Source organism: Streptomyces sp. ADMS, from assembly GCF_033441795.1.
Classification (GTDB): Bacteria; Actinomycetota; Actinomycetes; order Streptomycetales; family Streptomycetaceae; genus Streptomyces.
Genome location: NZ_JAVFVX010000005.1, coordinates 61,623 through 73,916 on the forward strand (window position 1 = coordinate 61,623; position 12,294 = coordinate 73,916).

The 12,294-nt window shown below is 69.3% G+C and carries 11 protein-coding genes, 1 pseudogene and 1 riboswitch; of the genes and pseudogenes, 1 reads left to right on the top strand and 11 read right to left on the bottom strand.

Annotated elements, in window-relative coordinates:
* Window positions 1–17: 17 nt before the first annotated feature.
* The 10 genes from RB628_RS03490 to rpsB form a co-directional block, all read right to left on the bottom strand.
* Entirely contained in the window at window positions 18–1,034 is a 1,017-nt protein-coding gene (locus RB628_RS03490) for an ABC transporter ATP-binding protein (RefSeq protein ID WP_318318759.1), read from the bottom strand.
* A 2-nt stretch (window positions 1,035–1,036) separates the two neighbouring features.
* The gene (locus RB628_RS03495; RefSeq protein ID WP_412180587.1) at window positions 1,037–2,707 is read right to left on the bottom strand and encodes an ABC transporter permease; all 1,671 of its coding nucleotides are present in this window, start codon (window positions 2,705–2,707) and stop codon (window positions 1,037–1,039) included.
* 23 nt (window positions 2,708–2,730) lie between these two features.
* Window positions 2,731–3,813: a thiamine ABC transporter substrate-binding protein gene (locus RB628_RS03500; protein ID WP_318318761.1), complete on the bottom strand. Its 1,083-nt coding sequence runs from the start codon at window positions 3,811–3,813 to the stop codon at window positions 2,731–2,733.
* Between the two features lie 82 nt (window positions 3,814–3,895).
* A riboswitch (TPP riboswitch) is annotated at window positions 3,896–4,001 on the bottom strand.
* Between the two features lie 25 nt (window positions 4,002–4,026).
* The gene (gene rlmN / locus RB628_RS03505; RefSeq protein ID WP_318318762.1) at window positions 4,027–5,133 is read right to left on the bottom strand and encodes a 23S rRNA (adenine(2503)-C(2))-methyltransferase RlmN; all 1,107 of its coding nucleotides are present in this window, start codon (window positions 5,131–5,133) and stop codon (window positions 4,027–4,029) included.
* Between the two features lie 102 nt (window positions 5,134–5,235).
* Window positions 5,236–5,907 carry a hypothetical protein gene (locus RB628_RS03510; RefSeq protein ID WP_318318763.1) on the bottom strand — a complete coding sequence of 224 codons (672 nt, stop codon included), beginning with the start codon at window positions 5,905–5,907 and terminating at the stop codon, window positions 5,236–5,238.
* Window positions 5,908–6,032: 125 nt separating this feature from the next.
* On the bottom strand, window positions 6,033–7,148 hold the full coding sequence (locus RB628_RS03515) for a phosphatidate cytidylyltransferase (RefSeq protein ID WP_318318764.1): 1,116 nt from the start codon (window positions 7,146–7,148) through the stop codon (window positions 6,033–6,035).
* Window positions 7,148–7,705, bottom strand: a complete 558-nt coding sequence (frr, locus tag RB628_RS03520) for a ribosome recycling factor (RefSeq protein ID WP_318318765.1) — start codon at window positions 7,703–7,705, stop codon at window positions 7,148–7,150. Before frr ends, RB628_RS03515 begins: the two co-directional genes overlap by 1 nt.
* 154 nt (window positions 7,706–7,859) lie before the next feature.
* Window positions 7,860–8,618 (bottom strand): UMP kinase, encoded by a 759-nt coding sequence (pyrH, locus tag RB628_RS03525; protein WP_318318766.1) that lies wholly within the window; start codon window positions 8,616–8,618, stop codon window positions 7,860–7,862.
* 202 nt (window positions 8,619–8,820) lie between these two features.
* Complete coding sequence (gene tsf, locus RB628_RS03530; protein ID WP_318318767.1) at window positions 8,821–9,657, bottom strand: translation elongation factor Ts; 837 nt, start codon at window positions 9,655–9,657, stop codon at window positions 8,821–8,823.
* Between the two features lie 99 nt (window positions 9,658–9,756).
* Window positions 9,757–10,692, bottom strand: coding sequence for a 30S ribosomal protein S2 (rpsB, locus tag RB628_RS03535; RefSeq protein WP_318318768.1), 936 nt, complete (start codon window positions 10,690–10,692; stop codon window positions 9,757–9,759).
* A gap of 270 nt (window positions 10,693–10,962) precedes the next feature.
* Here rpsB and RB628_RS03540 point away from each other — a divergent pair.
* Window positions 10,963–11,538 (top strand): annotated as a pseudogene (locus RB628_RS03540) (peptidoglycan DD-metalloendopeptidase family protein); the annotation flags it as partial.
* Window positions 11,539–11,653: 115 nt separating this feature from the next.
* Here the strand turns inward: RB628_RS03540 and RB628_RS03545 are convergent.
* Window positions 11,654–12,211: a helix-turn-helix domain-containing protein gene (locus tag RB628_RS03545; protein WP_318318859.1), complete on the bottom strand. Its 558-nt coding sequence runs from the start codon at window positions 12,209–12,211 to the stop codon at window positions 11,654–11,656.
* Between the last annotated feature and the right edge of the window lie 83 nt (window positions 12,212–12,294).

Consider the following 12,294-nt stretch of genomic DNA (forward strand, 5'->3'; position numbering starts at 1 on the left):
CCCTATGGTCGGGCCCATCACCCGAGCACGACAACTTCGGCCGCGTCGAAGGCCACCCCGACCTCGTCCCCCGGCTCCGGCGCCTCACGCAGCGCGCACGCGGCCTCCAGTCGGGGCGCGCCCTCGGGCTGGAGCTGTACGGCGACATGCGTACCCCGGAAGGTGCGCGCGGCCACGGTGCAGCGCAGGCCCTCGGCGGCGGGCACGAGGCGCACACCGGCGGGCCGTACGAGCAGCGTGCGCGACCCCTGGGGGGCGCCCTCGGGGACCGGCGCCTTGCCCCAGGGGGTGTCCGCGACCTGCCCGCTCACCGTCGCCTCGACGACGTTGTCGAAGCCGAGGAAGCGTGCCACGAACTCGTCGGCGGGCCGCTGCCAGACCTCAAGTGGCGTACCGGACTGGGCGATTCGCCCGTCTCGCATCACGATCACCCGGTCGGCGAGGGCGAATGCCTCGCTCTGGTCGTGGGTGACGGCGAGCACGGTGGTGCCCAACCGGCCGAAGAGTTCCCGGAGTTCGACGACGAGTCGCTCACGCAGCGAGCGGTCCAGCTGGCCGAGCGGTTCGTCGAGCATCAGCAGCCGGGGGCGGGGCGCGAGGGCGCGGGCGAGCGCGACGCGCTGCTGTTCCCCCCCGGAGAGCGCGGCGACAGCACGTCCGGTGGCCCCCGGCAGCCCGACCAGTTCCAGCAACTCCCTTACACGTATGTCCTGTTGCGCCTTGGGTACCTGGTGCATACGCAGCCCGAAGGCGACGTTGCCGCCGACGTCCCGCTGAGGGAACAGCTGGTGGTCCTGGAACATCAGGCCGACCTCGCGCTTGTGTGCGGGCACCCCGCCGAGGTCCCGGCCGTCGAGCAGCACCCGCCCCGCGTCGAGGGGCTGGAGTCCGGCGACTGCCCGCAGCAGCGTCGATTTTCCGCTGCCGCTGGGTCCGAGCACGCACACGATCTCGTGCTCGGCCACATCGAGGCCGACGTCGTCGAGCACGGTCCGCGCCCCGAACCGTACGGTCGCTCCTTCGAGACCGAGCATGGTCAGAACTCCCCCGTCCGGTCGGTCCGAAGCCGCTCCAGCACGAGCAGGGCCACCGCGCACACCACCATCAAGATCGTCGAAAGGGCCATCGCCTGGCCGTAGTTGAGGTCACCGGGGCGCCCCAGCAAACGGGCCACGGCGACCGGCAGGGTCGGGTTGTCGGGCCGGGCGATGAACACGGTCGCCCCGAACTCGCCCAACGACACGGCGAACGCGAACCCGGCCGCGATCAGCAGCGCCCGCCGCACGATCGGCAGATCGACCTCGCGCCAGACCCGCCAGGGCGAGGCCCCGAGCACGGCCGCCGCCTCCCGCAGCCGTCCGTCCACGGCCCGCAGCACCGGCAGCATGGTCCGTACCACGAACGGCACCCCGACCAGCGCCTGCGCGAGCGGTACGAGGATCCAGCTGCTGCGCAGATCGAGCGGCGGCTCGTCGAGTGCGATGAGGAACCCGAACCCGACGGTCACCGCCGACACCCCCAGCGGCACCATCAACAGCGCGTCGAACCCCCGTACGATCCGCCCGGCATCGCGCCGGGTGAGCGCCACGGCGGCCAGCGACCCCACGACAACGGCGATGCCGGTGGCGGCGACGGCGTACTGGAGCGAGTTCCCGATGGCGGCGATCGGCGCCACCAGGAAGATGCCGGACTCGTCGCTGGTGAGCGCCTTGTAGTAGCCGAGGCCCGCACCGCCGGGCGTCGCGAACGACCGCTGCACGAGCACGGCCAGCGGCAGCACCAACAGTACGGCGATGCTCGTCAGCACCCCGCCGAGCAGTGCCCACTGGCCCCGGCCGCGCGGCCGGCGTGCGGTCGTCTCCGGCGCCACGAGCCGCAGCGCGCTCTCCCGCCGCCGTACCGTCCCGGCGTGCACGGCGAGGATCGCGCCCACCGCCACGAACTGCAGAACCGTCAGCACGGCGGCCGTACCGAGGTCGAAGATCTCCGACGTCTGCCGGTAGATCTCCACTTCGAGAGTGGAGAAGGTCGGTCCGCCGAGGATCTGCACCACCCCGAAGGAGGTGAAGGTGAAGAGGAAGACCATGAGCGCGGCGGCGGCGACAGCGGGCCCGAGGGCGGGGAGAGTGACCCGCCGCCAGGCCGCGAGCCTCGACGCGCCGAGCACCCGCGCGACCTCCTCCTGACGCGGGTCGAGCTGTGCCCAGAGCCCGCCGACCGTCCGCACCACGACGGCGTAGTTGAAGAAGACGTGCGCGAGCAGGATGGCCCACACGGTCGTGTCCAGCCGTATGCCCCACAACTCGTCGAGCAGCCCGCCCCGACCGACCAGCGCCAGGAACGCCGTACCGACGACGACGGTCGGCAGCACGAACGGCACGGTCACCACGGCCCGCAGCATCTGCTTGCCCCTGAAATCGAAGCGCGCGAAGACATACGCGCCGGGGAGCGCGACCAGCAGCGTGAGCACGGTCGATGCGAGCGCCTGCCAGGTGGTGAACCAGAGGACGTGCCGGATACCGGAGTCCCCCAGCACGTCCCCGACCCGGCCCAGCCGCCAGACCCCGTCGACGTGAAGGCCGCGCGCGACGATCGCGGCGACGGGGTAGGCGAAGAAGAGCGCGAAGAAGGCGACGGGCAGAACCAGCAGGGCACCGCGCAGAGCGGCGCCCCTCCGGCGCGCAGCCACAGAGGCCACTTCGCTCACTTCCGTCGGTTCCGTTAGCTCCGTTACTTCAGTACGAGCGAGGTCCACGACTTGACCCACTGGTCACGGTGTTCGGCGATCTTCGCGGGGGCCATGGTCTCGGGGTTCTTGGCCTGCGGCCCGAACGCGGTGAACTCGGCGGGCACCTGGGCGCCCTCCCGCACGGGGTACACGAACATGTTGAGCGGCATGTCCTCCTGGAAGGTCTTGCCGACGAGGAAGTCGAGCAGTGCCTTGCCGCCCTCGCTGTTCTTGGCGTTGCTGAGCAGCCCGGCGTACTCGACCTGCCGGAAGCAGGTACCAGTGGCGACCCCGGTCGGAGCGGTGGCCGGCTTCGGCTCGGCGAAGATCACCTCGGCGGGCGGCGAGGAGGCGTAGGAGACGACGAGCGGCCGGTCCCCCTTGGCCTTCTTGCCGCCGGCCGACCCGGAGAACTCCTCGTTGTACGCCTGCTCCCAACCGTCGACGACCTTCACACCGTTGGCCTTGAGCTTCGTCCAGTAGCCCGTCCAGCCGTCGTCGCCGTACTTCGCGGCGCTGCCGAGCAGGAACCCGAGTCCCGGAGAGGAGGTGGACGCGTTCTCCGTGACGAGCAGGTCCTTGTAGGCGGGCTTGACCAGATCATCGAAGGACTCGGGTGGCGTCAGCTTGTGCTCGCTGAACCAGGCCTTGTCGTAGTTGACGCAGATGTCGCCGGTGTCGATCGGGGTGACCCGGTGCTTTGCCTCGTCGGCCCGGTAGGCGGGCAGGATCGCGCCGGCGTCCTTCACCTCGTACGGCTGGAACAGCCCGTTGTCGAGCGCGCGGGAGAGCAGGGTGTTGTCGACACCGAAGAAGACATCGCCCTGCGGGTTGCTCTTGGTCAGGATCGCCTTGTTGACGGCCTGCCCGGCGTCGCCGTCCTTGAGGACCCTGACGGTGTACCCGGACTGCTTCTCGAAGGCGGCCAGGACGCTCTTCGAGACGGCCCACGAGTCGTGACTGATGAGGGTGACGGTCTTGGAGTCCGCCGCCGAACCGCTGCCGCCGTCCTCGGACCCGCACGCGGACAGCGTGACAAGCCCGAGCCCGACGGCCAGGGCCACGACCTGCTTACTGATGCTCAATGGATTCTTCCTCCTGGGATGACCAGGAAGAGACGCGGCCCTGCCCGGGACCCATGGAGGGTTCCCGGGCAGGGCGCAACAGCTTGAGTGATGACCGAACTTCCTACCCAGAATGACCTGGGCGAGGTTCAGAGGGTCTGCGGTCTGTCCCGCACTCTCAGCGCTGTGGCGCTCCCCTGTCGGAATATGAAGATGTGTATGTACGGCATAAGCCTACCGCTCGGTGGCAGCCAGCTGCCCGCACGCCCCGTCGATCTCCTGCCCGCGGGTGTCCCGGACCGTGACGGGCACCCCGTGCGCGGCGATGGCCTCGACGAACGCCTTCTCGTCCTCGGGCCGCGAAGCGGTCCACTTGGACCCCGGAGTCGGGTTCAGCGGAATCAGGTTGACGTGCACGGGCTTGCCCCTGAGTAGCCGCCCGAGCCGGTCACCGCGCCAGGCCTGGTCGTTGATGTCCCGGATCAGCGCGTACTCGATGGACAGCCGACGCCCCGACCTGGCCGCGTACTCCCACCCTGCGTCCAGGACCTCGCGCACCTTCCACCGGGTGTTGACGGGCACGAGGGTGTCGCGCAGCTCGTCGTCGGGCGCGTGCAGGGAGATGGCGAGCCGGCACTTGAAGCCCTCGTCGGAGAACCGGTGAATGGCCGGCACCAGCCCGACGGTCGAGACGGTGATCCCACGCTGCGACAGCCCGACGCCGTCCGGCTCGGGGTCGGTCAGCGCACGGATGGCACCGACGACACGCTTGTAGTTGGCGAGGGGCTCACCCATACCCATGAACACGATGTTGGAGAGCCGCGCGGGCCCACCGGGAATCTCCCCGTCCCGCAGCGCGCGCATGCCGTCGACAATCTGGTGCACGATCTCGGCGGTGGACAGGTTCCGGTCGAGCCCGGCCTGCCCGGTCGCACAGAACGGGCAGTTCATCCCGCACCCCGCCTGCGAACTGATGCACATGGTCACCCGGTCCGGGTACCGCATGAGCACCGACTCGACGAGCGTCCCGTCGACCATCCGCCACAGCGTCTTGCGGGTGGTGTCCTGGTCGGTCGACAGATGACGCACGACCGTCATCAGCTCCGGAAGCAGCGCCTCCTGGAGCTTTCCGCGCGAAGCGGCCGGGATGTCCGTCCACTCGGCCGGATCGTGCGCGAACCGCGCGAAGTAGTGCTGCGAGAGCTGCTTGGCACGAAACGGCTTCTCACCGATCGCAGCAACGGCCTCTTTACGCTCGGCGGGCGTGAGATCGGCAAGATGCCGCGGCGGCTTCTGGGCTCCGCGCGGGGCGACGAATGTGAGTTCTCCGGGCTTAGGCATGGCTGTACCAGTGTCGCAGACATCCGGACAGCCCCTCGCCGCCCTGTGGGCAACGTCCAGCGCACCCACAAAAGGCCAGGTCATCAGGGGATTCCGACCTACTCACCGCGGCGCCGCAGCCATCACCCCCCGCAGCTGCGCCACCTCCCGCTCCAGCTCGCGGTAGTGGTCGCTGACCTTGCGCCGGGCCGTCGGTGTGACGCGGCCCCCGTCCAGTTCGGTCAGCCGGTCGTTCAGGGCGGTGAGGCCCGCCTGCCAGCCGTGCCAGTCGTCGGCGCCCTGGGCACAGGCAAGTTCGTCCTGGGCGGCACGCATGGCCGCGTGGACTCCCTGACGCAGCGGGACCAGATCCGCGCGCAGCCGTTCGGTGCGCTGGCGGAGATAGGCGAGGGACTCTCCGACTCCGGCGAACGTCTCCCCCAGCTCGGTCATCGACCTGACCTGCTCCGCGAGCGCCTCCAGCCAGGGCAGGGCCACCTCGACGCCGTGCTCGGCCGCCTCGACCGTGGCGGTACGGACCTCGTCGTAGTGCTGGGACACGCCGTCCAGGTCGGCGAAGACGCTCACCGCGCCGGTCGTCTGCTCGCGGATGGTGTGCGAGGGCAGGCCGTCGCCCTGGTCAAGCATCGCTTCGATCCGCGCCAGCTCGCCCCGCACCGCCCGGCGCAGCTCCAGCAGGGCCTGATGGGCCGTGTCGGCCGCTTCGACAGGCCCCTCGACAGCTGCCAGCCCCTCGGCCTGCCGCTGGCGTCTGGTCCGACTACGCCCCCACATGCACGCCACCTCTTCCGGACACCTCGACCGCGCTGAAGTCGATCTTAGGTTCGAAAGGAGTGGTTTCGGCCCGACGTGGGCGTTTCACAGGAAACCCGGACCGTACTGGAACATTCCGACCGACCTCAGCCCACGAAGGCCACGAACAGCAACCACACGACAGGAGCCGTGGGAAGGAGCGAATCCAGCCGGTCCATGATTCCGCCATGGCCCGGCAGCAGGGTGCCCATGTCCTTGATGCCCAGGTCGCGCTTGATCATGGACTCGCCGAGGTCGCCGAGTGTGGCGCTGGCCGCGACCGCGAGGCCCAGCAGCAGGCCCTGCCACCAGGTGCCGTCGTCGATCACGAACTCCATCAGCAGCGCACCCGCCACCATCGCGAACGTGATCGCACCGAACAGGCCCTCGCGGGTCTTGCCGGGGCTGATGCGCGGAGCGAGCTTGTGTTTGCCGAAACGCCAGCCGATCGCGTACGCGCCGGTGTCGCTGACAACGGTCAGGAGCAGGAACGTCATGACGCGCCGCGCGCCGTCGTCGGCGGTCAGCATCATCGCGACGAACGTGGCCAGGAAGGGAACGTAGAAGGCTGCGAAGACGGCTGCCGTGACGTCCTTGAGGTAGCCCTCCGGAGGTTCCGTCATACGCCAGACCAGGACCGCGAGCGCGGTGAGCGCCATCGCGACCCACGCGCCCTCGGCACCCCGGACGTATCCGGAGACGACCATCGCGGCCCCGCCGAGCGCGAGCGGCACCAGCGGTGCCTTGATGCCCTTGCGCTCCTGGAGCCGGGACGTCAGCTCCCACAGGCCCACCACGACGGCGACAGCTATCACGCCGACGAAGACGGCCTTGACGACGAACAGCGACGCGATGACGACCGCACCGAGCCCGACGCCGACCCCTATGGCCGCGCCCAGGTCCCGGCCCGCGTTCTTCTTCTGCGGGACGGGGGCGGGCTGCGGGGTGTCGTCGGGCGTGGGCATGGAATCCGGCTTCTGCGGTACCGCCCCGTAGGGCTGTGCCTGCGGCGTCTCGTCGCGGAACAGGGGGCCGCCCGGCCGAGCGGCCCCCTGGTCGTCATCCTGGTTTCCGCCATGTGCGGGTACGTCGGGCACGATGGGCATGGGGCGAGTCTGCTGCGCGTGGTGCGCATCGTACGCGGGACCCGCCGGGGCAGCCCCTCCGTCGGACGGCCCCCAGTACCCGGCGTGGGGCGGCGCCCCCCAGGAAGAGTCGTTCATCAGACTTCGAGAAGCTCCGCTTCCTTGTGCTTGAGAAGCTCGTCCACCTGCGTGACGTACTTCGCGGTGGTGTCGTCGAGCTCCTTCTCCGCGCGGCGGCCCTCGTCCTCGCCGACCTCGCCGTCCTTGACGAACTTGTCGATGGCGTCCTTGGCCTTGCGGCGGATGGCCCGGATCGAGATCTTGGAGTCCTCGGCCTTGGTACGGGCCACCTTGATGTAGTCCTTGCGGCGCTCCTGGGTGAGCTCGGGGAACACCACGCGAATGATGTTTCCATCGTTGCTCGGGTTGACGCCGAGGTCGGAGTCGCGGATCGCCTGCTCGATGTTGCGCAGCGCGCTCTTGTCGAACGGGGTCACCACGGCCATGCGCGGTTCGGGCACGGAGAACGAGGCCAGCTGGTTGATCGGCGTCAGTGCGCCGTAGTAGTCGGCCACGATCTTGTTGAACATCGCCGGGTGCGCACGGCCGGTGCGGATCGCGGCGAAGTCCTCCTTGGCGACCACGACGGCCTTCTCCATCTTCTCCTCGGCCTCGAGGAGGGTCTCTTCGATCACCACTTGCTCCTGCGTGTCTTGAGTAGGCCCGGCTGCTGTTCTCGGTCAGGGTCGGCGGCCGGCTGCGTCGCGTCTCTTCCTGCACGGTTCCCGACCGGCAGGACATTGTCCATCCCCCGCTCAGGGTCCGTCCCCGGGCAGGGCTGATCCCCGGTCAGTCCCGGCTGCTCTGTTCACCGACGAGTGTGCCGATCTTCTCACCCTTGACGGCCCGCGCGATATTGCCCTCGGTCAGAAGCTCGAAGACAAGGATCGGCAGCTTGTTGTCGCGGCACAGCGTGATCGCGGTCATGTCTGCGACCTTGAGGTCCCGGGTGATGACCTCGCCGTAACCGAGCGAGTCGAACTTGACGGCCTCGGGGTTGGCCTTCGGGTCGGAGTCGTAGACCCCGTCCACGCCGTTCTTGCCCATCAGCAGCGCCTCGGCGTCGATCTCCAGGGCGCGCTGTGCGGCGGTCGTGTCGGTGGAGAAGTACGGCATGCCCATACCGGCACCGAAGATGACCACGCGGCCCTTCTCCAGGTGCCGTACGGCACGCAGCGGAATGTACGGCTCGGCGACCTGGCCCATGGTGATGGCGGTCTGGACCCGGCTGTCGATGCCCTCCTTCTCCAGGAAGTCCTGGAGAGCGAGGCAGTTCATGACGGTGCCGAGCATGCCCATGTAGTCCGAGCGGGCCCGGTCCATGCCGCGCTGCTGGAGCTCCGCGCCGCGAAAGAAGTTGCCGCCGCCGATGACGACGGCGATCTGGGATCCGTCGCGTACGACGGCCGCGATCTCGCGGGCAATCTTGTGCACCACGTCGGGGTCGACGCCCAGGCCCCCGCCACCGGAGAAGGCTTCTCCGGACAGCTTCAGCATGTACCGGCCGCGCACTTTGCCGTCGTCGCTCTTCTGGGCCTTGGTGGTCATGGAGATCTCGCCTCTTCACGTGTCACACATACGAAGAAGGCCATTGCCGGTGGGGTGTCGATCGCATCCCGTGCTCGGCAATGGCCTCCTCGTCAGATCTGCTGTCGTCCGCCACGCGCGCGTGCGTGACGGCGTACGCGCGCGACTGCCGTCGACCCTATAGGTATGCCTGCGCGGGCCGCGCGTCGATCGCGGTACGGACTCAGATGCCGACCTTGATGCGCGTGAAGCGCTTCAGGGTGACACCGGCCTCGTCCAGGATCTTCTGGACGGACTTCTTGTTGTCCAGCGCGTACGGCTGGCCGAGCAGCGTGGCGTCCTTGAAGAAGCCGTTGACGCGACCCTCGACGATCTTCGGCAGGGCAGCCTCGGGCTTGCCCTCGGCGCGGGTGGTCTCCTCGGCGACGCGGCGCTCGGTCTCGACGACCTCGGCCGGCACGTCCTCCTTGGAGAGGTACTTCGGCGCGAAGGCGGCGATGTGCTGGGCGATGCCCTTGGCGACGTCGGCGTTGGGCTTGTCCAGCTCGACGAGGACACCGATCTGCGGGGGCAGGTCGGGCATCGTGCGGTGCATGTACGCCAGCACGAAACCGTCCGCGAACTGCGCGAAGCGGTCCAGGACGATCTTCTCGCCCAGGTTGGCGTTGGCCTCGTCGACGAACGCCTGGACCGTCTTGCCGGGCTCGATCTCGGAGGCCAGCAGGGCCTCCAGGTCGGCCGGGGAGGTCTTGGCGACGTGCTCGGCGAGCGCGTTGGCGGCGGCCTGGAACTTCTCGCCCTTGGCGACGAAGTCCGTCTCGCACTTCAGCTCGACGAGGACACCGGAGGTGTTGTCGTCGGCGATGATCGAGACGACCGCGCCGTTCTCGGCGGAACGGCCCTCGCGCTTGGCGACGCCCTTCTGGCCCTTGATGCGCAGGGCCTCTACGGCCTTGTCGACATCGCCCTCGGCCTCGTCCAGCGCCTTCTTACAGTCCATCATGCCGGCGCCGGTGAGCTCACGGAGCTTCTTGACGTCAGCGGCGGTGTAGTTCGCCATGATTCTCGGAGTCTCTCTCGAAGTCTGAAAGATCTACGGATCGAACGGCGGGGGCCCGATGGAGGTGCCCCCGCCGTCGACAACCCGAAGGGGTGAGGGTCAGGCCTGCTCGGCAGCTTCAGCCGGGGCCTCGGCGGCCGGAGCCTCAGCGGCGGGGGCCTCAGCGGCGGCCTCGGCCTCGGCCGGAGCCTCGGCGGGGGCCTCGACAGGGGCCTCGGCTGCAGCGGCCTCGGCGGCGGGCGCCTCGGCGTCGTCGGCCTTCTTCTCGCCCTCGAGCAGGTCACGCTCCCACTCGGCGAGGGGCTCGGCGACGGCCTTCTCGCCCTTGTCACCGGTGTTGACGCCGGAACGGGACATGAGGCCTTCGGCGACGGCGTCGGCGATCACGCGGGTGAGCAGGGTGACGGAGCGGATCGCGTCGTCGTTGCCCGGGATCTTGTAGTCGACCTCGTCGGGGTCGCAGTTGGTGTCGAGGATCGCGACGACCGGAATGTTGAGCTTCCGGGCCTCACCAACGGCGATGTGCTCCTTCTTGGTGTCCACGATCCAGACGGCGCTGGGCACCTTGGACATCTCGCGGATACCACCGAGGGTCTTCTCCAGCTTGGCCTTCTCGCGCGAGAGCACGAGAAGCTCCTTCTTGGTCAGACCGGACGCGGCGACGTCCTCGAAGTCGATCTGCTCAAGCTCCTTGAGGCGCTGCAGACGCTTGTAGACGGTCGAGAAGTTGGTGAGCATGCCGCCCAGCCAGCGCTGGTTGACGTAGGGCATGCCGACGCGGGTCGCCTGCTCGGCGATCGCCTCCTGCGCCTGCTTCTTCGTACCGACGAACATGACCGTGCCGCCGTGGGCGACGGTCTCCTTGACGAACTCGTAGGCGCGGTCGATGTACGACAGCGACTGGAGCAGGTCGATGATGTAGATGCCGTTGCGCTCCGTGAAGATGAAGCGCTTCATCTTCGGGTTCCAACGACGGGTCTGGTGACCGAAGTGGACGCCGCTTTCCAGCAGCTCCCGCATCGTGACGACGGCCATGGCCGTTCTCCTTGTGTTTCTCGGTTGTGCCGCGGGTACCGGCCGGCACCCGCGCCTGACGCCCGATTGCGCCTTGCCGCGAGGGACCGAGAGGCGCTGACACCGACCCTGTACGGGCCTGGTGTCGGGGCGTGCGAAGTCGACCCGGTGACCCGGATCGCCATAGGAAGTGTACGGGACCCGCGAGGCCCCGGGTGACGCCGATATCCACAACCGGTCAGTACTCCACAGGCCCGCCCAGACCCCTCCGAAACACGCCAGTCTCGCCTCATGCGAGCGAAACGAGGAGTGAGTTTGGTCCTGGGGCTGCTACTGACACTGACGGCGTCAACGGCGCAGGGGGCCGGAACAGCCCCGCCGACGAATCCACCCACGCCGGACGCCCCTCCCCCGCCCACGGTCGCCCGCACGTGGCCCGTGGGAGCCCGTCCCCTGGTCCTGCGGGCCTGGGAACCGCCCCCGACGCCCTACGCCAGGGGCCACCGAGGGGTGGACCTGACGGCAGCCGCCGGCGCCCCGGTCCGGGCGGCGGCACCGGGCCGGGTGCACTTCGCGGGCCGGGTCGCGGGACGGGGAGTCGTCTCTGTTGAACTCTCGGGCACCGGCTCGCCACCCCTGCGAACAACATACGAACCGGTGACACCCGCGGTGGAGCAGGGCACGGAGGTGGCAGCGGGCGAGGTGGTGGGCACGGTGGAGGTCGGCCGCGGGCACTGCGCGGTGACGTGCGTGCACTGGGGCCTGCTGAGGGGCGACACGTACCTCGACCCCCTGACGCTCCTACCCCCATGGCTCCTGCACAGGGGCCCGTCCCGCCTGCTGCCGGTGGCGGGCGTACCGCTGCCGGCAGCCTGTGGGCGTGCGTGCCGCCAGGGGCGGCGCCCGTCCCGCGGAGGGCGGCACCCCGCGAGGGCGGGGAAAGCGAAACCCCTGGACGCCCGCACCACCTCGCGGAGCCGATTCAGCCCCGCACCCCTCGCAACGCCATCACCACAGCCGCATCCGTGATCACCGCGGGATCCTCGGCAACCCCGAACTCGATCCGCCGCACAGCCGCATCGACGATCCCCTGCAACAACATCGCGGCCATCCGCGGCTGCGCATGCCCAATGTCCCGCAACGCCTCGACCACCATCGCGACGAGGCCCCCGTGCGCCGCCCGGATCTTCTCCCTGGCCCCCGCGTCCAGCTCACTCGCCGAGATCGCCACCACGGCCCGGTGCCGCCTATCACCCACCAGGGCGAGCTGTCGGCGCACATACGCCTCGACCTTGTCCGCGGGCTCCTCCGCCGCGGCCATCGCCGCCTCGACCTCGGCCGCCCAGAGCGGGAAGTCGACCTCGCACAGTTCCTCGACGACAGCCGCCCGGGAGCGGAAGTACTCATAGACGGAGGACCGCGCCAGGCCCGTCCGCTCGGCCAGGGCCGGGAAGGTCAGCGCCTCCGTCCCGCCCTCGGACAGCAGGGACCTCGCAGCGTCCAACAGGGCGGCTCGCTGCATCGACCGGTGCTCGGCCACGGAGGCCGCTCGAATCCTTGGCACGTCAACCACTGTACGGACGGACCGCCCCGGAGGGGAGACACTCGGGTCACCCAGGCAGA

Coding starts and splice junctions, on each gene's coding strand:
- RB628_RS03490 (WP_318318759.1), bottom strand. CDS start 1,034: ATGCTCGGTCTCGAAGGAGCGACCGTACGGTTCGGGGCGCGGACCGTG.
- rlmN (WP_318318762.1), bottom strand. CDS start 5,133: ATGCCTAAGCCCGGAGAACTCACATTCGTCGCCCCGCGCGGAGCCCAG.
- RB628_RS03510 (WP_318318763.1), bottom strand. CDS start 5,907: ATGTGGGGGCGTAGTCGGACCAGACGCCAGCGGCAGGCCGAGGGGCTG.
- RB628_RS03515 (WP_318318764.1), bottom strand. CDS start 7,148: ATGAACGACTCTTCCTGGGGGGCGCCGCCCCACGCCGGGTACTGGGGG.
- pyrH (WP_318318766.1), bottom strand. CDS start 8,618: ATGACCACCAAGGCCCAGAAGAGCGACGACGGCAAAGTGCGCGGCCGG.
- tsf (WP_318318767.1), bottom strand. CDS start 9,657: ATGGCGAACTACACCGCCGCTGACGTCAAGAAGCTCCGTGAGCTCACC.
- rpsB (WP_318318768.1), bottom strand. CDS start 10,692: ATGGCCGTCGTCACGATGCGGGAGCTGCTGGAAAGCGGCGTCCACTTC.